At 38.8% G+C, this 21,591-nt stretch carries 15 protein-coding genes; 6 read left to right on the top strand and 9 right to left on the bottom strand.

From position 1 onward, the window contains the following. Positions 1–60 precede the first annotated feature (60 nt). From Gferi_RS20675 to Gferi_RS20665, 4 genes are all read right to left on the bottom strand, one after another. Positions 61–2,742 carry a PAS domain S-box protein gene (locus Gferi_RS20675; RefSeq protein ID WP_069979878.1) on the bottom strand — a complete coding sequence of 894 codons (2,682 nt, stop codon included), beginning with the start codon at positions 2,740–2,742 and terminating at the stop codon, positions 61–63. Positions 2,743–2,766: 24 nt separating this feature from the next. Continuing rightward, positions 2,767–2,928, bottom strand: a complete 162-nt coding sequence (locus Gferi_RS28270; RefSeq protein ID WP_156782449.1) for a hypothetical protein — start codon at positions 2,926–2,928, stop codon at positions 2,767–2,769. Between the two features lie 147 nt (positions 2,929–3,075). Further along, entirely contained in the window at positions 3,076–3,837 is a 762-nt protein-coding gene (locus Gferi_RS20670; protein WP_069979876.1) for a LytR/AlgR family response regulator transcription factor, read from the bottom strand. Positions 3,838–4,158: 321 nt separating this feature from the next. Next, complete coding sequence (locus Gferi_RS20665) at positions 4,159–5,412, bottom strand: PDZ domain-containing protein (protein ID WP_083273673.1); 1,254 nt, start codon at positions 5,410–5,412, stop codon at positions 4,159–4,161. Positions 5,413–5,696: 284 nt separating this feature from the next. Here Gferi_RS20665 and glgB point away from each other — a divergent pair, with 284 nt between their 5' ends. The 6 genes from glgB to Gferi_RS20635 all read left to right on the top strand — a co-directional run bounded on the left by glgB (position 5,697) and on the right by Gferi_RS20635 (position 15,974). Continuing rightward, the gene (gene glgB, locus Gferi_RS20660) at positions 5,697–7,616 is read left to right on the top strand and encodes a 1,4-alpha-glucan branching protein GlgB (RefSeq protein ID WP_069979874.1); all 1,920 of its coding nucleotides are present in this window, start codon (positions 5,697–5,699) and stop codon (positions 7,614–7,616) included. 25 nt (positions 7,617–7,641) lie between these two features. Next, positions 7,642–8,850, top strand: coding sequence for a glucose-1-phosphate adenylyltransferase (locus Gferi_RS20655; RefSeq protein WP_069981542.1), 1,209 nt, complete (start codon positions 7,642–7,644; stop codon positions 8,848–8,850). Positions 8,851–8,953: 103 nt separating this feature from the next. After that, positions 8,954–10,072, top strand: a complete 1,119-nt coding sequence (gene glgD / locus Gferi_RS20650) for a glucose-1-phosphate adenylyltransferase subunit GlgD (RefSeq protein ID WP_069979872.1) — start codon at positions 8,954–8,956, stop codon at positions 10,070–10,072. Between the two features lie 17 nt (positions 10,073–10,089). Further along, positions 10,090–11,535 carry a glycogen synthase GlgA gene (gene glgA / locus Gferi_RS20645; RefSeq protein WP_069979870.1) on the top strand — a complete coding sequence of 482 codons (1,446 nt, stop codon included), beginning with the start codon at positions 10,090–10,092 and terminating at the stop codon, positions 11,533–11,535. A 17-nt stretch (positions 11,536–11,552) separates the two neighbouring features. Beyond that, complete coding sequence (locus Gferi_RS20640) at positions 11,553–13,997, top strand: glycogen/starch/alpha-glucan phosphorylase (RefSeq protein WP_069979868.1); 2,445 nt, start codon at positions 11,553–11,555, stop codon at positions 13,995–13,997. An 18-nt stretch (positions 13,998–14,015) separates the two neighbouring features. Continuing rightward, positions 14,016–15,974, top strand: coding sequence for a glycoside hydrolase family 13 protein (locus tag Gferi_RS20635; RefSeq protein WP_083273671.1), 1,959 nt, complete (start codon positions 14,016–14,018; stop codon positions 15,972–15,974). 17 nt (positions 15,975–15,991) lie between these two features. Here Gferi_RS20635 and Gferi_RS20630 read toward each other — a convergent pair whose 3' ends face one another. The 5 genes from Gferi_RS20630 to mutY form a co-directional block, all read right to left on the bottom strand. Next, entirely contained in the window at positions 15,992–17,212 is a 1,221-nt protein-coding gene (locus Gferi_RS20630; protein WP_156782448.1) for a S41 family peptidase, read from the bottom strand. A gap of 165 nt (positions 17,213–17,377) precedes the next feature. Further along, positions 17,378–18,217 (bottom strand): aminotransferase class IV, encoded by an 840-nt coding sequence (locus Gferi_RS20625; protein WP_236932633.1) that lies wholly within the window; start codon positions 18,215–18,217, stop codon positions 17,378–17,380. A gap of 133 nt (positions 18,218–18,350) precedes the next feature. After that, positions 18,351–18,842 (bottom strand): rubrerythrin family protein, encoded by a 492-nt coding sequence (locus Gferi_RS20620; RefSeq protein WP_069979862.1) that lies wholly within the window; start codon positions 18,840–18,842, stop codon positions 18,351–18,353. Between the two features lie 97 nt (positions 18,843–18,939). Continuing rightward, positions 18,940–20,325, bottom strand: coding sequence for an MATE family efflux transporter (locus Gferi_RS20615; protein WP_236932632.1), 1,386 nt, complete (start codon positions 20,323–20,325; stop codon positions 18,940–18,942). Positions 20,326–20,412: 87 nt separating this feature from the next. Then, positions 20,413–21,510: an A/G-specific adenine glycosylase gene (mutY, locus tag Gferi_RS20610; protein ID WP_069979860.1), complete on the bottom strand. Its 1,098-nt coding sequence runs from the start codon at positions 21,508–21,510 to the stop codon at positions 20,413–20,415. Positions 21,511–21,591: the final 81 nt, after the last annotated feature.

The raw sequence follows: 21,591 nt of genomic DNA, 5'->3' as shown, positions 1-21,591 counted from the left end.
CATTTGCTATCGTTTTTCTTTTAGAGAACCTATCCTCCGATATATTCAACAAAATCGAATTCAGGATATCCGATTTTCTTTAAAGCGCTCTTTCAACACCAATAATTCATTTTCAATTTGATGAAGAAAAAATAGACTGTTTTCAATATCGGCATCATGATAGAATTCTTCCAGCTTCTTTGACTTTTCATATACTTCTGTCAATCCGAAATTTAAAGAAGTTCCCTTTAGTCCATGTATATATTTCTCAATTGAAGGATCCTTTTGTTCTCTTTGGACAGCCTCTATTTCTGAAAGCGTTGCATTAATGGTTTCCTCTATATAATCCAGCAAAAATTCTCTTGCTTCTTCTCTTTCAAATCCAATCTCCTCTGTAAGCCGGTATAAAGGATCTGTATATTCCTGCTTTTGTACTTCCAGAATAGTTTTTTCCATCTTCAGATATCCGTTGATTTTGTTGAATAATTGATTAATATCTATGGGTTTGCTGATATAATCATCCATTCCTGCTTTTAAGCATTTTTCCCTATCTCCTCTAAGGGCATTCGCTGTTAAAGCAATAATCAGACTGTGCTCGCCCGGCTTTTCCTTTTTCCGTATTTCCTTGGTTGCTGTATATCCATCCATAATTGGCATTTGGCAGTCCATAAGAATAATATCGTATTTGATCTTTTTCATCTTTTCCAAAGCTTCCTGCCCATTTTCTGCACAATCGCAGCGCATCCCATTCTTTTCCAATGTCTTTTGCATCATTCTTCTATTGGTGATACTGTCCTCTACCAATAGCACTTTTACATGTTTTTTCGCATCTTCTTCAGGCTCTGCTTTGTCAATTCTCTCAATAGGCATATCTTTTTGTACCGGCAGCTCATGCAATTCTTCCTGCTCACGGAAAACATCAAAATCCACGACAAAGCTAAAATTAGAGCCTTTTCCAACTTCGCTGATCACCGAGACACTGCTTCTCATAGCTTCCAATATTTTTGTAGTGATTGCAAGCCCCAAACCTGTTCCTTCATATTTTATAGATGTTGAAATGTCTCCTTTGGTGAAGGGCTCAATAAGTTTATTTATATCCTCTTCATGAATCCCCTTTCCTGTATCCATTACTTCAAACTTTAATTTAACTCTGTCTCTTTCGCCCCCAATTCTTTTCACGCAAAGGTAAACGGCTCCCTCATCTGTAAATTTCACTGCGTTTTCCACGAGATGATTTAGAACCTGCTTTAATCGAAAACTATCTCCCATGAGAGACTGTGGCATATCCCATTCTACATAGGAAACAATATCTATACCTTTTTTTTGAGCATCAGAGATAAATGAAGCCATCGTTTCTTCAACCAAATCTATCAAACAGAATTTTTTGTAATCAAGGATTATTTTTTCAGCCTCTATCTTTGAGAAATCTAATATCGTATTCATTAATGCCAGCAGGGACTTTGATGCGGACTTGACTTCGTTCACATATTCATACTGCTCTGCATTTAAATGACTATCGCATAAGAGCTCTAGAAAACCAATAATACTGTTTAAAGGTGTTCTGATTTCATGGGACACATTGGCTAAAAATTGACTTTTGGCTAAATTTGCTGCTGCAGCTTCTTCCTTTGCTGCTTTCAGCTGCTTCTGGAGCTCTTTTTTTTCCGTGATATCCCTGGCTATACCCGTACTGCCGACAACATTTCCCATATCATTTATAAGGGGTGTTTTAAAAATTTCAAGCCATATCGATCCCTGCCCTTTTTCAATCTTTCTTTCAAAGCTAACTTGTCTTCCCTGATGTACTTCCCCATCTGAGTCAATATGGCTAACCCCAAGGTTTTCCTGCCAAAAGTCCATATCTTTCTTTCCTATAATCTCTTCCTCTCTATATCCGCTGATCTCTTCAAATGTCTGGCTAATTGCCATATACCGGCCTTCAAGATCCTTTATCCATCCAATACAGGGCATGCTGTTGAAAACAGCTTTCTGCAGCAGCTTTCTCTGACTGATTTCCTCTTTCAGATTTCTCATTTCAGTTAAATCTCTAAAAAATCCAAGAATCACCGGCGATCCATTCCATTCAATCATTGTTATTTTAACTTTTACAGGAAAGGTTTCCCCCTTCCGGGTATGTAACTTCATTTCGCATGCCTCTATTGTCCCACGCAGCATTTCTCGAATAAGTACCATTCCTTCATCTTTGTTTTCTGGGGGATGGATAATTTTCACATTCTGTTTTATTAATGCTTCTAAAGCATACCCCATTCGCTTTAAAAATCTTTGATTGGCAAATACGATTTTCCCATCCTGATCTACAGCCAAAACAAGTTCTTTTGTTGCATTCAGTATTTTGTCCAAATTTTTCTGCTGCACAGAGATCCTCTTCTCCATTTCTTTTTGTTGACTTCTGTCTACTAGTATACCAATAATTCGCTGAGGTCTGCCATTAGTGCTATAAGCAATTACTTTTCCCCTTGTAAGTACCCATTTATAGCTTCCGTCTTTACATTTCAACTGATGCTCTATCCGAAAAAAAGATGTTTTTCCTTCTAAGTGTTGTCTTAGCTTCTCCCATACCCTTGTCAATTCCTTCGGATGAATCCGCTCCTCCCATTCCTTAAAAGTCGAACTTATTTCCTCTCCTGAAAAGCCCAGCATGTTTTTCCACGATTCTGAAAAATATACTTCATTGGTCAGCAAATTCCAATCCCAGAAACCATCATTTAAAGCTTCTATATCCCGTCGATATCCTTCCTCCATAATTCTTCATCCCCCCTGTAGATATTAAAAACACTCCATAAATGGAGCGTAAATGCCGGTAACTATACTGTAAGAAGTATCCATGAAGTCTACTGCCCGATCATCAATAGATCTGCCGTCCTGATCTTCAGTTTCTGTAAGCATACCGTAATCATGAACCGTCCCTTCATCAATATCATTTGACATTTTTCAGTTTTAACGGTTACTATTTTCCTATTTATTATATAAAACTAAAAAAGGATATAGGCAATATTTTGTATGACTTTGTCTTTTTTTTGGCTAAAAAGGTGTTTTTCTTGATCAAATCATCTACTTTGATAGGTTCTCTCATTATTATAACATACAATATATTTGTCGAAATAATTTTAGCTTCTCCATCGTAATGAGGGCTGTCTCTTTGGTATTTTCCAGCTGTACCAGGTAGGTTTTATTTCCCCACGGATGCATTCCCACAATTTTGTCTACGTTGATAATATATCCTCTATGGCACCTGAAAAAGCTATCATCCAGTTTGCTCTCGATTTTCTCCAGAGATTCGCTAATCTTATAAACACCCCTATGGGTATGAATTTCAGTTTTTCTGCTATTCCGGGTTATCAGAATAATCTCTTTCATTTTAATAAAGATCAAACGTTCATCGGCTTGTATGATCATATGCTGATGCCTATTATTCATCTGGATGCTGTCATATTCCACAGCCTTTTCAGCCTGTCTAATTCCGTTAAAAGGATAATATACAAACCGCTTGATGCGATCCACCGTTTTTACAATTCTTTCAAAATCATATGGCTTTACTAAATAATCAAAGGCATAAACATCGAAAGCCTCTCTCGTATAATGGTCATATGCCGTCGCAAAAATAATAAATATTTGAGGATTAATATCCAGCAACTCTATTGCCGCCTCTAGTCCACTCATTTTAGGCATATTAATATCTAAAAATACAATCTGCGGCTTCAACTTATCTACCAATTCAATGAGATCTGGTCCATTATCTGCTTCTCCCTCTACGACTAAATCGGAGATCCGATTTAACATTTTTTTCAGCATCAGTCTTTCATGCCGATTATCTTCTCCAATAACAACCTTTAACATATATACGTCCCTTCTCTCTGGTCTATTAATTTTATAAAGTGCAAAACAAATTCTAATCATGTATTTTTCGAATCTTGATGTACAGGACTTTTATATTATATGTTATCATGTTTTTATTCTGTGTAATCAGGTCCATAGTCCTATTGTTGACAATTAACTGATATTTTTTACCAAGTTTTTTCACAGCCCTATCTCTTAAATCTTCTGACAGGATGCTTGTGAAAAACTCTCCATAAAAAGAGCAAGGGTTTCTGCGTTCAACCACTTGCCTTTTGAAAATACAGCATGAATAATCTCTCATAACATAAACATACCACGTATCTACATTGTCGTTTTTTGTTTTCCAAAAACCTTTTTGATCAATTTCGTTCCCAAGCTAAAGGAGGTTTGCGGTTGAAACAATACTTCTGCCTGTTCTGGAATCACAATGATGTCCAGATTTCTAATTCCTCTCCTGTAGTCTTTATGCTCCAGAGTTTTTCGAATGCCCTTTCTCGTTATGATGTCCACCCAAATATAAGATGGAAAATCGTATAATACTTCCCGAATACTCTCCTGGTTCGTAATCATACGATTATTAATTTTTAAAATGACATCTCCTGGTCTTAAACCCATCTCTCTGCCGTATCCATCCTGCATCACATCTAATACGGTGACACCTTCTGAATAATTGCGAAAAATAGGCTTTAATCTTTTTTCTTCTTTTTGCCCATAAATAATCAAGGCTTCGTGTCCGAAAGGAGCGAATAAAGCCGCAATATATTGAAATACTTGCAACCTGGTAGAAATCACAGAAAGAAGCAATAGAATCAGGCTGTAGGCTAATAATCGCAAAGATGACTTTCTGGTTTTTTCCTTTGGTGTAGCAGATAAAGCAATATCGCCATAGCCTAGAGCTGCTACTACTACAGACATTTGAAGCATTGTTTGCTCCAGATTAATGCTGTTTATTTGTGCTCGAAATAGCGGCCACCAATCCGAGAGGTTCAGCTCTCTTGCACCTTCACTAGTCCCCATTGATAAAAGTAATACGGTAAAAGGTATCGGCCAAAATCGCTGCAGCATAAAGCCGCCTATTACACCATATCTGGGATCCTTCATAAAAATAGGTGTCGCATCCTTATCTCCATCAAGCCAGATCAGCATACTCTCTACCAAATGGAGCAGCGCTACAATTGCCATAATACTGGAAACATTAATCTGTGGAAACCCGAAGACCAAACTAAACAGGCTCAATAATCCTCCCGCATAAGAAAAACAGATATACCGGGCATTAATCATCATCATAAAAACTGCCATCGGTAAAATATAAGTAAAATCCTTAGGTTGTAGGGTAATACCCAACAGAATGAAGAATATTGTTCCAATAAATCCTCCCAAAAGTCCCATCCATAGAGCATTTCTCATTTTATCCTTTATGGAATGCTTAGGCATCCCAAGAATACTCATTTCCATTTTTATGATTTTCTTATATTGAATCATGACCAGAATAAATACCAGCCAAAACAAGGGATTAACAATCGCTGTCATAAGCGATAAAAAAGCCATTTGAAACAGCTGAAGCCAATCGTTCAAAAACACCCCTCCTTTTTTACCATTCTGTTTGAATCATTTTGGAATATTTTCTTTTCATCGGGCATATATCTTTTAGGCTGGAATATTATTGTCACATACCTATAGTCTACAGTAAAAACCGTTCCATTTCTATTCTAAACACAACTTTTCACCTTCAATCATTTCGACAGAAAATGTAATTATAATTTTTTGTTATTGTGGCTATTTAGTTATACTTTACAGCCATTGGGTATAGACATAATATACGTGTAAAAAACCAAAGAATGAAAGGGGTGTTATAACCCATGAAGCTACAAACCATAAGCGATTTCGATCTCTACCTATTCCATCAAGGAACTCATGCCCACAGCTATAAATTCCTTGGTGCCCACAAAACGATGGATGGCGACTTGGAGGGTGTCCGCTTTTCCCTATGGGCTCCCAATGCCCTTCAAGTAGCAGTTGTTGGAGACTTCAACCATTGGGATCCCAATGGATATCAAATGACTAAGACTAAAGAATCGGGTATTTGGAATCTATTTATTTCTGGTATTCAAGATGGAGGCCTATACAAATATCTAATCTATACACAACAGGGAGAAATCCTTTATAAAGCTGATCCCTATGGTTTCAGCAGCGAATTTCGCCCCGGAACGGCTTCTAGAATCAGTAATCTTGATACATATGGTTGGCAGGATAAAGCTTGGCTTTCTAGTAAAAATTCGTCTGCTATGTATGACAGTCCTATGTTAATCTATGAGGTTCACTTGGGTTCGTGGAAGCGAAAAGCAGATGGCTCTTTTTATTCTTATCGTGATTTAGCAGAGGAATTGATTCCCTATGTAGTTAATATGGGTTATACCCATATTGAAATTCTTCCGCTTACGGAACATCCTTTCGACGGTTCTTGGGGATACCAGTCTACAGGTTATTTTGCTGTCACTAGTAGATACGGTGAACCTCAGGATTTTATGTATTTTGTAGATCAGTGCCATCAAAAAGAGATCGGTGTCATACTGGATTGGGTTCCTGGACATTTTTGCAAAGATGCCCATGGGCTACGGCAATTTGACGGGACACCGCTCTATGAATACGCGAATCCAATGCGCGCCGAGAATTTTCATTGGGGAACTCTATCCTTCGATCTGGGCAAGCCGGAAGTCAGAAGCTTTTTAATTTCTAACGCCATATTCTGGCTTGACGTTTTTCACATTGATGGATTGCGGGTTGATGCAGTAGCCAGTATGCTCTATTTGGATTATGGCAAAGAGGCCGGCCAGTGGGTTCCTAATATTCATGGAGGCAAGGAAAATCTGGAAGCCGTAGACTTTATGAAAAAGTTAAATGAAACAGTATTCTCTTATTTCCCCTGTGCATTGATGATTGCAGAGGAATCTACCCAATGGCCTATGGTATCAAAGCCTACTTACCTGGGTGGTCTCGGCTATAATTACAAATGGAATATGGGATGGATGAATGATATGCTTCGTTATATGCAGACAGATTCCATCCACCGCAAATGGCATCACGAACTGCTTACCTTCTCACTAATGTATGCCTTTTCAGAAAATTTTATTTTACCTTTATCCCATGACGAAGTAGTTCACGGGAAAAAATCTTTACTAAATAAGATGCCAGGAGATTATTGGCAAAAGTTCGCATCATTACGTGCTTTTTATGGATATATGATAGCTCATCCCGGTAAGAAGTTGATTTTTATGGGTGGAGAATTCGGCCAATTTATCGAGTGGGATGAACAAAAAGGTTTAGATTGGTTTTTACTTGATTATGATATGCACCGCAAGCTGCACCTTTATGTAGAAAAACTAAACTGCCTGTATCGCCAAGAATCCGCTTTATGGACCTATGACCACGACTGGCAAGGTTTTCAGTGGATTGATCCTCATGATTATCAGCATAGTATTATTACCTTTATGCGTATGGGCAAAGACCCTGAGGCGTTTATCATTATACTTTGTAACTTTACGCCGATCGTATATGACAATTATCGGATCGGTGTACCAAAGAAAGGGCACTATGTAGAATTATTCAACAGTGACATGGTTTGTTTTGGGGGTTCCGGACAATCCAATCACTGTACACTGGCAGCGGATTCCCAACCTTGGCATAGTCAACCGCACTCTATAGTATTGAAGGTTCCTCCGCTGGCAACCTTGTTCCTAAAATATCAAAAGCCCTCGGCAAATCCCATGGAAGAGTGTTAAACCATTAAAGGGGGAATACCGTGTGATGAAAAAAGAATGTATTGCCATGATATTGGCAGGAGGACAAGGCAGTCGTTTAGGTATTCTAACAAAACGACTGGCAAAACCCGCAGTTCCATTTGGCGGTAAATACCGCATCATTGATTTTACTTTAAGCAATTGTGCTAACTCAGATATTGATACCGTAGGTGTCTTGACACAATATAAACCTTTAGTGCTAAATTCTTATATCGGTATCGGCCGTTCTTGGAATCTAGATAGAAAAAACGGCGGTGTTACCGTACTCCCGCCTTTTGTCAAAGAGCAAGGTGGAGAATGGTATAAGGGTACAGCCAATGCCATTTATCAAAATATAGATTTTATCGACCAGCATAATCCTGAAAATGTGCTGATTTTATCAGGAGATCATATCTATAAAATGGACTATAGCCCCATGATGGAGGAACATAAAAAAAGAAATGCGGATGCTACCATATCAGTTATAGAGGTTCCATTAGCGGAAGCAAGCCGTTTCGGAATTATGAATACAAATGAAATGGATCGAATCATAGAATTTGATGAAAAACCGGCCCATCCCCAAAATAATCTGGCATCTATGGGCATCTATATCTTCAAGTGGTCTATCTTAAAAAAGTATTTAATCGAAGATGAACAAACACATGGTTCTAGTCATGATTTTGGTAAGAACATTATCCCTGCCATGCTTCAAAGGAATGAAAAAATGTATGCTTATCGTTTTTCAGGCTATTGGAAGGACGTGGGTACTATAGAAAGCTTCTGGGAAGCTAATATGGACTTACTTTCTGATCATCCTGAGTTGGATCTATATGATCCCCACTGGCGTATATACTCGGTCAATCCTACACAACCGCCTAACTATATCGCACCCAATGCAAGAATACGACGCTCTTTAATCAATGAAGGCTGTCTAATTTTAGGTGAAGTTGAAAACTCTGTGATCTTCCCTGGTGTATATGTAGGTACTGGCGCAAAGATTAGAAATTCTGTCATTATGCCTTATGTGAAAATAGGCGCTAATGTATGTATTGAAAAAGCCATTATCGGTGAGGCTTCTGTCATCAGAAAGAGAGCTTTTATCGGTTGTGAAGATCTGGATGACTTCTACTTCCGCGGGGATCCGAATTACGGTGAAATTACAGTTATTGGAGAAGGTATGGATATTCCAAGAGCAACGATTATTTCAAACGGCGCTATGGTTTCTCAGGAGGATTAATTCCATCCGTAAGTATATTAGATGATGAGATTTAGTTTTATATAGGGTGTTACGGTTTGGAAACTTATTGTATTTACAATCATTAGATAATGGAGTGATGGGTATGAGTTTGATAATGGGGATTATTAATAATACGAAAAATGGAAATCAGTTAAAAGAACTGACTGCAAACAGATATATGGCTTCAGTGCCCTTTGGCGGCAGATATCGTATGATTGATTTTGTACTGTCGAATATGGTTAATTCAGGGATTCGCAATGTGGGCATCTTAGTTCAGGGCAAATACCGTTCCTTAATGGATCATCTCCGTTCAGGCAAAGAATGGGACCTAGACCGCAAACGGGATGGGCTTTTTATTCTCCCCCCAGCCTATAATAATTGTCCGCTGGGCATGCAAAAAGGAGATCTGGACAATTTTCATGCCAATCTGGAATATCTTCAAAAAAGCCGTCAGAGATATGTTGCTATTTCTGGCGCAAACATGGTCTGCAACATCAATTACAACCAGATTTTACAAGTACATCAGCAAAAACAAGCAGACATAACGATGATATACACAGAAGAAAATGGTGAAGTTCATGATTTTTCTAAATCTACATTTCTCCATACTACTCCTTCCGGTCAAGTCACCGACTTGGAAATCAACCCCATCAAGCAACGGAGCAATAAAATATCCATGGAAATGTATCTTCTAGAAAGAACGCGGTTGATTGACATCATCGATGAGTGTATTTCTAAAGGTGGTTACGACTTTATCCTGGATGGCATTCTGAAAAACCTACAACGCTACAAAGTTTATGGCTATCATCATTCAGGCTATGTAGGGCGCATTCATTCTGTACAAAGCTACTATAGACATAACATGGATTTGCTGAACCCTGATATATGGGAGGAAGTATTTTTAAAGTCAGGTTTGATCTATACAAAAGTTAAAGATCAGGCCCCTGTAAAATACATGGAGCATGCCATGGTAAAGAATGCCTTGGTAGCCAATGGCTGCGTTATAAACGGAGCTGTTGAAAACAGCGTCCTTTTCAGAGGCGTTCGAATTCATAAGGGCGCAAAGATCCGCAACAGTATTATTCTTCAAAACTGCGTAATTGGTGAAAATGCAGAACTGGAAAATGTCATTTTGGATAAGGAGGTTCGTGTATCTGCTGAAAAGCAATTGGCAGGTCTGAAAGAATACCCAATCATTATCGAAAAGAAATCCCGCATATAAGAAAGGAGGATAAACAAATGATTAAAGTTTTATTTGCCGCTGCAGAAGGTACTCCCTTCATTAAAACAGGCGGCCTTGCAGATGTTATTGGTTCTCTTCCTAAGGCGCTGCTTCAAAAAGAGATCGACATACGGGTTATTATACCCAAATACGAATCCATTCCCTCCCATTGGAAAGAACAAATGACACCTATAAAAAGTATTACTGTCCCATTGGGATGGAGAACGCAGTACTGTGGAATTGAAACCCTAGTCTATGAAGGGATCCCCTTCTATTTCATAGACAACAAATATTACTTTGGTCGCGAGGGTTTATATGGCTATGAGGATGACGCAGAACGTTTTGCATTCTTCAGTCGTGCAGTTCTTGAAATTTTACCTCACATTGACTTTCAACCGGATATTCTTCATTGTCATGACTGGCATACTGCAATGATCAGTGTTTTTCTTAAAACTCATCTTAGCAGCACTGAATTCTATCGAAAGATAAAAGCAATCTACACGATTCATAACCTTATGTATCAGGGTATATTTCCCTATAGCATCCTTTCAGATTTATTAGGATTAGACGATCATTATTTTACAATTGATACCTTAGAATACCATGGACAAATCAATTATATGAAAGCAGGGATCATTTTCTCTGATCTGCTGACTACCGTTAGTAAAACTTATGCAGAGGAAATACAAACTCCCTATTTTGGAGAAACCTTAGATGGACTGCTTCGAAAAAGGAAAAAATACCTATACGGAATTGTCAATGGAATTGATTATACGATTTATAATCCTAATACAGATCCCTATATAGCGTCACACTATGTCCGTTCTCTCTCTAAAAAAGCGCTTAACAAGGAAAAACTGCAAGAAAGTTTAGATTTGCCAATAAATAGTGAAATTCCAATGGTAACAATTATATCCCGATTGGTCAGTTCGAAAGGATTAGATTTGATTGCACATGTGCTGGAGGACCTTCTTACTTTGGATCTGCAAATGATAGTACTAGGTACCGGAGAAACAAAATATGAAGAATTATTTCGCAGCTGCGCAGGCCGTTACCCCCACAAGCTTGCAGTAAGAATACAATTTGACGATAGATTAGCCCATCAGATTTATGCTGCATCAGATTTATTTCTCATGCCCTCACGCTTTGAACCCTGCGGTATTGGACAGTTGATAGCGCTGCGGTATGGCAGTATTCCTGTTGTCCGCGAAACGGGAGGTCTGAAGGATACGGTTCAATCCTACAATGAGTATACACAAGAAGGAAATGGCTTTAGCTTTACCCACTATAATGCCCATGACATGCTATATACCCTTAAACGGGCCTTACAATATTATCAGGATAAAAAGATTTGGGATAGAATCTTCAAAAATGCCATTCACTGTGACTATAGTTGGAAAAAATCAGCAGAAGAATATATCAACTTATACCAGTGTTTGTTGCATAAACCGGATCCAAAATAATACCGGGGGTGGTAGATTTGATTATTACGAAAGAATATTTTAAAAAATTATATCTCGATAAATTTCAATCTATGCATGGTAAAGAAATTACGGAAGCTACACCCATGGATCAGTACTTAACCTTAGGTGCTGTTATCCGGGATTTTATCAGTCGAAAGTGGATTGCAAGCAACAATACCTATGCCACTATGGAAGATAAAGAAACCTATTATTTTTCTCTAGAGTTTCTTTTAGGAAAATTAATGAATGCGAATCTATTAAAACTTAACTTAGGGGAAATTTGTACAGAAGCGCTTGAGGAACTGGGAATTCATCTAGATCAGATTGAAGAGCTGGAACCTGACGCCGGTCTAGGAAATGGCGGTTTAGGCCGTTTGGCAGCTTGCTTTTTAGATTCTTTAGCCTTTCTGCAGCTGCCAGGCCATGGTTGTGGTATCCGATATAAATATGGTTTTTTTGAACAAAAGATTGTAGACGGTTATCAGGTCGAGCTGCCGGATAACTGGCTGAAGTACGGAAATGTGTGGGAAATTCGGAAAGCTGATAAAGCCGTAGAGGTAAGATTTGGAGGAAATGTTCGCTTAGACCAGGCAGATGGCCGCACACTCTTTATACACGAAAATTTTGATCCAGTTTTGGCCGTTCCTTATGATACACCCATTGTGGGATTTAGGAACAATACCATCAATACGCTGCGGCTTTGGAGCGCTGAGACAACGATGAAAGACTTTGACTTTTCTACCTTTAATCGAGGCGACTATCTAAATGCTGTGAAATATAAATATGAGGTAGAGTCTATATCGCAGGTGCTCTACCCCGATGACAATCACCTGGAAGGAAGAGTGTTGCGGTTAAAGCAGCAGTACTTCTTTGTGTCGGCAGGTATTCAAAGTATTGTGCGCCGTTATAAAAAACATCATGCAGATCTGAAGTATTTTCACGAGAGAGTAGCCATTCACATCAACGATACCCATCCGGTATTGGCTATTCCTGAACTTATGCGTATTCTAATTGATGAAGAAGAAATGGGATGGGATGAAGCATGGGAGATTACCACCCGTACGATCTCTTATACCAATCATACAATTTTGCCCGAAGCCCTTGAAAAATGGCCTATTGATATCTTTCAAACCCTTCTGCCCAGAATCTATATGATCGTTCACGAAATCAATGAACGTTTCTGCAGCAGCCTCTGGCAGAAATACCCGGGAGATTGGAATAAAATTCGCTCTATGGCAGTTTTATCCGATGGTTATGTACACATGGCCCATCTTGCTGCTGTAGGCAGCAAGAGTATTAATGGTGTAGCAAAAATCCATACAGAAATTCTAAAGAATCAAGTCATGTCTAATTTTTATGATTATTATCCACACAAATTTAATAATAAGACCAACGGCATTACACCTAGAAGATGGCTGCTGAAATCTAATCCTAAACTGGCTCATTTAATTACTGACACCATTGGTTCTGATTGGCTCCAGGATTCAAAAAAGCTTCAACAGTTGGAGCACTATGCCCATGATCCAGTATTTCAAGAAGAGACTCATAGGATAAAGCAGCATAACAAAGCTGCGCTGGCGGCTCTTATTCAAGATAAATATCAGGTCGCAGTTGATCCCAACTCTATATTTGATGTGCAGATTAAACGAATTCACGGTTATAAGCGACAAGTTCTCAATGTACTGCATATTATGAACCTCTATAACCGCCTCCGCGAAGATCCTAACTTGGATATACATCCACGAACCTTTATATTTGGCGGAAAAGCTGCCCCAAGCTACTATATGGCGAAACAGACAATCAAGTTAATTAACACCTTAGCTTCTGTTGTCAATCAAGATTCTCGTATTAAAGATAAGTTGAAAGTAATTTTTATGGAGAACTATAATGTATCCTTGGGAGAGCAGATTTTTCCTGCGGCCGATGTGAGTGAACAAATCTCAACTGCCAGTAAGGAAGCCTCAGGTACAGGCAATATGAAATTTATGATGAATGGAGCTATAACAATAGGCACCTTAGATGGAGCCAATATTGAGATTAAGGAAGAAGTCGGCAAAGACAACATTGTCATTTTTGGTCTCACAGCAGACCAAGTATTAAAGTATTATCAAGAAGGTGGATATAATGCGTGGAATTTATATCACGGAGACAGCAGAATCAAAACAGTTTTAGATCAGCTGGTCAATAACTTTCTTCCCGTTGGTCCAGATGAATTCCGCAGTATTTATGAAGGATTTTTATATCATAACGATGAGTACTTTGTATTGAAGGATTTTTCTTCCTATGTGGATGCACATAATCAAATCAACCAACTCTATAACAATCGATACAAGTGGCTTCAAATGAGTATTTGTAATATTGCTCATTCCGGAAAATTCTCTAGTGATAAAACCATCAGCGAATATGCACGGGATATATGGAATATTCATACCATCCCAATTCCTGATCAACCAATGTTCTAAAGAAAGCAGGTGAACTCTTTGTGTATAGATTGGATCTATCATAACTCCCATGAAAAAATCTATCGGACACCCTTTGGCGCTCTCCCCTGCAGCGCAAGGGTGTCTCTGCGTATCAAAATTGCATCTGAAGTCCCTCCCGATACGGTTTTTCTTCGACTTTGGAATGAAGAAGAAAAAGAAAAACTCTATCCCATGTCCCTGCTGGAAAATCAAAGGATGGATCGGATTTATCATGCAGAAATTGAAACCCCGCAAACCCCTAAACTTATATGGTATTTCTTTATAATTCATTTTCAGAATCAAACCTATTTTTATGGCAATAATGCCAGCCAGTCAGGCGGTGCCGGAGAAATCTACACCCATGAGCCTCCGTCTTATCAAATCACAGTTTTTCAACCAAATACAAGAACTCCTGATTGGTTTAAGTCCTCCGTAATGTATCAAGTTTATGTAGATCGATTTTTTCCTCACCATCCAGATGGGATCACCTATGAACCTGCTCCTAAAAACTTTTTCCGGCGTGAATGGTCAGAGCTTCCGGAATATGAGCGTGATCCAGATACCCATAGGGTTATTCGCTATGATTATTTCGGCGGAAATCTACAGGGACTAATAGCAAAACTACCCTACCTTCATGAATTAGGTATAGGCGTACTCTATTTGAATCCTATTTTTGAAGCCCACAGCAATCATAAATATGATACAGCTGATTATCATAGGATTGACCCTATGTACGGAGATCAAGATACTTTCCAAAGACTTTGTGCGGAAGGGAAAAAACTCGGCATATTGGTGATTTTAGACGGTGTCTTTAGTCATACCGGCAGCAATAGCATTTACTTTAACCGGGAAGGTACCTATTCTTCTCTAGGCGCCTATCAATCTACAGATTCTCCTTACTATTCCTGGTATCATTTTGATCATCATCCAGGCAGCTACGATTGCTGGTGGGGAATCGATACCATGCCAAATGTAGATGAAACGAATAGCCTCTACCAGGATTTTATTCTATATCAGGAAAACAGTGTAATTAAGCACTGGATGAAATTAGGTGCCAAAGGCTGGCGGTTAGATGTTGCTGATGAACTTCCTGACAGCTTTATAAAGTCCTTGCGTGCTGTCATGCATACAATAGATGATGATTCCGTATTGATTGGCGAAATATGGGAGGATGCTTCTAATAAAACCAGCTATGGAGAACTTCGTGAGTACCTTCTTGGGGAAGAACTGGATTCCCCTACAAATTACCCTTTTCGAAAGATTCTGCTGGATTTCTTTTTGGAAAGGATCGATGCAGAGGAAATGCATATGCAGCTGATACAGCTTTATGAAAATTACCCGCTGCACCATTTTTACGCTGCCATGAATTTAATCGGCAGCCATGACGTACCTCGTGTTTTAACACTTTTGGGAGAAGCGCCAGAGCAACAAACACTTTCCAAAAAAGATCAGAAAAATTATCAGCTATCGGCATCACAAAGAGAATTAGCCATAAAACGCCTGAAGCTTTTATCCCTGATGCAGATGTGCTTTCCGGGGGTGCCTTGCATCTATTATGGAGATGAAATAGGGCTGGAAGGTTACAGCGATCCTTATAACCGTGCTCCTTATCCTTGGGGAAAGGAAAACCTGGAGCTTCTTTCCTGGTATAAAGCTATTATTGCCCTCCGTAATCAACATGCCGCGTTGCAAACCGGCAGCTGGCATACCGCTTACGCCCGTGATGACGTATACGGTCTGGTACGACAAATTACAGGCAATCAAGATGTATTCGGCCAGGTAAAGCAAAATGGAACCTTCTTACTCTTTATAAATCGAAGTACAGATCAGCAGCGAGATATAGAAGTAGATATTCGTTCCTGGTGCAACAACGCGCTAATCAGTCTTCTCGACAATCAGAAGGAATTTTTCATAAACGAAGGAATTTTAAGACTTACACTCAATCCTTTAGAGGCAAAAATAATGCTGCAAAGATAATTCTCTGCAGCATTATTTTATAATCCTATTTTTTGTTTTAATACTTCCAAGCCTTTTTGAAGCTGCAAATCTTCTTCATCGGTAATATTCCCTCGCTCAATGAGCTCTTCCGGCAACTCTACCACAATATTCGGTTCAATACCTTTGCCATGGATATTAATTCCATTCGGCGTAAAATATTGAGAAGTCGTGAGCTTAAAGCCCGTTCCATCCTCTAATGGTTTTACCCGCTGTACCAATCCCTTTCCAAAGGTTGTGGTACCGATTAGCGTACCAGATTCTGTGTCTTTAACTGCTCCGGCTAATATTTCTGATGCACTGGCGCTGCCCTTATTCACTAATAGTACATACGGGAATCCTACCATTTTCCCGTTTGAACGCTCATATTCCCGCTTTCCTGCCCGATCCTCAGTATAAACAATCACCTGCTTACCCAGGAGTTCATCCGCAATTTTTACACATTCGCTTAAAAGTCCTCCCGGGTTGTTTCTTAAATCTACCACCAACCCGGTTATATTTTGCTTTTTCAACTGATTTAATTGAGTTTTAAAGTCATCTGCTGTTTGCTCATCAAACATGGTAATTCGAATATAGCCGATATTATTCTCTAATACTCTCGACTTTACAGTCTTTAATCTTATTTCTTCCCGCCTAATCTTAACAGCAAAGGGTTCTTCTCTTCCCGCCCTAAATACAGTCAATTCAACATTTGTTCCTGGATCTCCCTTGATCATGGCTACCGCTTCATCCAGTTTTTCTGCCGTTACATCTTTTCCGTCCACCTTGATGATCTTATCCCCGGAAATAAGCCCTGCTCTCTCTCCAGGCGTATCTTCAATTGGCGAAACAACTGTAACAAATCCATCTTCTCCCGGAGTCATAATTACGCCAATACCGCCGTATGTACCCTTCGTATGAACCATGAAATCGTCAAATTCTTTGTTATCCATATAAACAGAATAGGGATCCTCCAGGGATGCAAACAGTCCTCTAATAATCCCATCTTCCATTTTTTCAGTATCAACGGGTTTATAATAGTTTTCCTCAATAAAGTTCTTTAAAGCAAGAACTTTGCTATAAGTCTTTTGAATATCCCTATAGTACTCAAAGTCACTTTTGGAAATCACCACTTTATTTCCCACAGTTAAAGTTACGATATTTGTAACAGTAAAAGTAACCATGCTCGTAATCATTACGAGAATAATTGCTCCAATAACGGCATTTTTTTTGCTGATCATGGTAAGTCTCACCCCAATATTAATTATTTAATGACAATCTTTTTGGTCGCCCACATAATACTATATTATTCCTTAATCCCACTGAATATAACAAATCATTACGCCTTTCATTATATCATCAATTAGAGCATTTGCAAATTATCTCCATAATGCAAGGAAGCCAGGCTAATCTCTGGCTTTTCTATTTTTTATATACGCTTCCATATCTGCTAAATAACCCTTTTGAACTGTTTGAAGAACTAAATTCTCTGTTGAATGATAGATTCTTTCATCAATAGAATGAATAGGCAGTACATTCACAGAGGTCCCTGTCATAAATGCAGCATCAATCTCTGTCAATTGGCTCTCATGAAGAAGTTCTTCCTTCACCTGAATCTGTAATTTTTTGCATACTTCCATAATGCGCATTCTCGTAACCCCTAACAATACATCTCCTGGAGGTGCTGTAATCAAATGATCCTCTTTTACGAAGAAAATGTTTGATCGACTTCCTTCCGTAATATAATGCTCATTATTTACCAAAAGCGCTTCAAAAGCCCTTGCAGTCTCCATGGCTTCCTGTACTCTTTGACGAAGATTATTGTTGACTACCTTTGCGTTGGGATTTTCTCGTTCCGACTCAAAAAGAATGGTGTGAATCCCTCTGCGACATACTGCTTGTTCTGGATAATGACTTTTCATAAAATAGAGCAAAAAGTCTTGGTTTTCCTGATGCAGATTGCTGCATAACAGTTTAATATTTAGGTCGGGATTGTTATTCATTTTTATTAATTTCTCAATCTCCCTAAACACTTCACCATCTGATTTATTTATTGCATAGCCTAAAATTTCCGCGGACTTTCTCATTCTTTCCATATGCTCTTCAAAATATAACGCAACACCATCAATCACACGTATCACTTCATAAATGGTATTCTCTCCAGTAATATCCGCCAACATCTGGCTTTGAATTGAAAAAATCTCTCCGTTTCGAATGTAGTAGTCTAAAACTGCTTCTCTTTTCACACGGTCACCCCTATATTCAGTATGTTTCATCCCTATTCTATTGTACTATATATTTTAAACATACAGAAGGTAAAGCCTCCATTTTCTGATATTAAATATCAAAAAATGGAGGCCTGTTATGTAAGATTACTGATTAATATTTGATAAATTTACTTCCTGGAACATTACAGATGAAACACTTCTCCGGCACTACTTTCTCAATGTTTCCACAGACTGGACAAAGGTAGTAGAATACCTCTTCTTTACTATCTACATTATTTAAGGCTTCCTCGTACAGTCTTGCATGAACTTCTTCAGCCTTTAGTGCATATTCAAAAGTTCTAACAGCTTCTTTATTGTCCTCTTCCTGTGCTATTTTTAAAAATTCAGGATACATATCCTTAAATTCATAGGTCTCCCCATTTACAGCATCCTTTAGATTGTCAACAGTAGACTTCAGCTTGCCTGCAACTTCAAAGTGCTTATGGGCATGCAGTGTTTCAGCATCGGCAGCAGCTTTAAATAATTTCGCAGCATTTACATATCCCTCTGCTTCTGCTTTTTTCGCATATGCCAAATATTTTCTATTAGCTTGTGATTCACCTGCAAAAGCCGCCATTAAGTTTTCTAGTGTTTTGTTGTTCATTGTATACCTCCTATAATTAATAATAATTATTTGTTAACTATTATTATATTTTAATTTAGTTTGCTTTGCAACTATATTTTTCCATATTTTTAAATTTTTAATCATTCACAGTTTGAAATTTGCTTTCTTCACCATATATATTTTTCCGCTTATATAGTAAATAGCTTAGAATAAATCGAAAAGCCATATCAAATGTAATCGCATACCATATTCCATAAATATTCAGGCGGAAACCGATGGACAGGATATAGGCCAAAGGCAGTCGAACCAACCAGAGACCTGTACCTGCCACAATCATCGGAGCCTTCGTAAATCCAGCACCGCGCATAGCTCCATATAAAACGCCTGCCAAGTTCTGGGGGATTTGTACAAATGCCATCAGCATTAGGTATACTGCACCTAAACGAATGACTTCCACTTGATTTGTCAATAATCCCATTACCTGATAAGGTAAAAAGAGCAAAATCGCCATACTAATGCTGGTAAGCACCACAGAGCCCTGCACAATTTCTTTCAAATACTTTTTTGCCATAGCCGGTTCTTTAGCACCAAGGGACTGACCGACAAAGGCAGTGGCAGCAATACTAAAGCCCATGGCAGGCATATAAGAAATGGCCTCCGCTTGAATCCCCAACTGATGTGCCGCTAATGCAACTTCTCCAAAAGTAAGAATCAATTTTGTCAGCAGAATCGTGCAGAACTGCCAAAATATAGATTCCATAGCTGTCGGTGTCCCTAGTCTATAGATTTCTGATATCCTTCTCCAATCAGGTCTGAAAAAAGAATGACTAAAAAGACCTTCCAATGTCCCCCCCTTGCCAAACAGGATATATAATCCAATCACAGCACCAATAAATTGAGCGAAGGCTGTAGCCATAGCAGAACCTCTGATCCCTAAGGAAGGGAATCCAAAATTGCCATAAATCAGCAGATAATTCCCTACTATATTTACACCATTCATAATGAAAGCAATCTTCATAGGCGTTTTGGCATTCCCCATCCCCTGCAATACACCAGCCACCACCAGCATAATTGCCATAAAGGGCAATCCCCAAGAAATCGTCCTTAAATACAAAGTACCCTTTTCCAACAACTCGTCCTTTCCCCCCAGCCAATGGACCAGTAAAGGTGCCTTCCAATAAATCAGCTGCTGTATGCCGATCACAAACAGAAGGACTGATAATAAAGTTTGCTGAACTACCTGACGAAGTCTCTTAGAATCTTGAGCACCATAGGCCTGAGCTGCAAAAATAGTAGCACCTGTAGTAACCCCTTTGAAAATTGCCCACACGATTTGTGTAATTCGCATGCTCAATCCAACAGCACCGATGGCAATCGTACTGATTCTTCCAATCATGGCCATTGCAACGAAGCCTGCTAACATTTGCAAGACATTTTCTAAGCTGATAGGCAAGATCATCGCGTAAATTCTTTTGCGCATCTCCTTTTTTGTCATCTGCTCTTTCACAAATCCAGTTTCCAAGGCTATCAACCTTCTTTGTTATTATTTCGATACTCTAAGTATATAATATTTTTTGGTTTTTATTGATGAATATTTTGTAAAATCCTTTTATATCTTAATCTCTTTGATTACTTTTAAAAAGGCAGTGGGAATCGCATATTTTCCGATTTCATTCAAAGAAACCCATTGAATTTCCGGATAGTCAATGTCAGACATGGATATGAGCTTTAACCTGAAAAGCTGCATATTCCATTTCATATGGGTAAAAATATGACTTTTCTGTATATCTGCCTGAGGTTGGGCTGTTTTTATCCCGTAGTTCTCCTGTAACTCCATTACAATGCTTTTTCCAGGAGCATTCCCTATCATTTCTTCAGTGGATGGCAATGCCCAGAGATTTGCCAATAAACCTTCTGCAGGACGCTTTGTCAGCAATATTTTGTCTTCTTTTTGCAGAAGGGCCAACTCCATATTTAAAAGCTTAACTGGCTCCTTCTTTTTCTTCAGCGGCAAGGTTTCCTGCACACCCTCTTTTCTAGCTTTGCAGATCAATAGAAGGGGACAAAGGAGGCATTTAGGTGAACTAGGCGTACATATCATGGCCCCCAGCTCCATTAGTCCTTGATTAAAGGCAGATGGATTCTCTACCGAAACAACTGTTTCCCCAAGCCTTTCCATCATCTTTCTCGTACCGGCTTCGCTAATATCTTCATAGATTAAGAATAATCTGGAAAACACACGCATAACATTCCCATCTACCGCTGCTGCTGCTTTTCCATAAGCAATACTCAATATTGCGCCTGCTGTATAGGGGCCAATTCCATGAACTTTCAACAGCTCTTTTCGAGCCTCTGGAATTTTTCCATTGTAAATTTCACAGATGAACTTTGCACCCCGGTGTATGTTTCTTGCTCTTGAGTAATATCCCAAGCCTGCCCATAACTGCAGCACTTCCTCTTCTTCGGCTGCCGCCAGGCTCTCTATCATAGGAAATGCATCGATGAAACGCAAAAAATAAGGGATTACTGTGTCCACCCGGGTTTGCTGCAGCATCACCTCTGAAATCCAGATATAATAAGGATTTCTTGTTTCTCTCCAGGGTAATTTTCGATGATTTCTTTCGAACCAGTAAATTAAATGCTGTTGCAGCCTTTGCACGTCCTCTAACCTAAAATCTTTCCAATCATCTATTTTATAAGCGCTCATGTCACTGCTCCTTTTTTAGTCAATATATATAGTATATCATACTAGAGAGCAGCAAAGTGTCCATAAGAAAAGACTAACAGA

This window comes from Geosporobacter ferrireducens, assembly GCF_001750685.1.
GTDB classification, from domain to species: Bacteria; Bacillota; Clostridia; order Peptostreptococcales; family Thermotaleaceae; genus Geosporobacter; species Geosporobacter ferrireducens.
Note: the sequence above shows the minus strand (reverse complement) of the source record. Positions and strands in the feature narration are given on the sequence as shown.

Bases quoted from the DNA above. Each gene is read 5' to 3' on its own strand.
- glgB (WP_069979874.1), top strand. From the start codon at position 5,697: ATGAAGCTACAAACCATAAGCGATTTCGATCTCTACCTATTCCATCAA.
- glgA (WP_069979870.1), top strand. From the start codon at position 10,090: ATGATTAAAGTTTTATTTGCCGCTGCAGAAGGTACTCCCTTCATTAAA.
- Gferi_RS20675 (WP_069979878.1), bottom strand. From the start codon at position 2,742: ATGGAGGAAGGATATCGACGGGATATAGAAGCTTTAAATGATGGTTTC.
- glgD (WP_069979872.1), top strand. From the start codon at position 8,954: ATGAGTTTGATAATGGGGATTATTAATAATACGAAAAATGGAAATCAG.
- Gferi_RS20655 (WP_069981542.1), top strand. From the start codon at position 7,642: ATGAAAAAAGAATGTATTGCCATGATATTGGCAGGAGGACAAGGCAGT.
- Gferi_RS20670 (WP_069979876.1), bottom strand. From the start codon at position 3,837: ATGTTAAAGGTTGTTATTGGAGAAGATAATCGGCATGAAAGACTGATG.
- Gferi_RS20620 (WP_069979862.1), bottom strand. From the start codon at position 18,842: ATGAACAACAAAACACTAGAAAACTTAATGGCGGCTTTTGCAGGTGAA.
- Gferi_RS28270 (WP_156782449.1), bottom strand. From the start codon at position 2,928: ATGTCAAATGATATTGATGAAGGGACGGTTCATGATTACGGTATGCTT.
- Gferi_RS20630 (WP_156782448.1), bottom strand. From the start codon at position 17,212: ATGATCAGCAAAAAAAATGCCGTTATTGGAGCAATTATTCTCGTAATG.
- mutY (WP_069979860.1), bottom strand. From the start codon at position 21,510: ATGAGCGCTTATAAAATAGATGATTGGAAAGATTTTAGGTTAGAGGAC.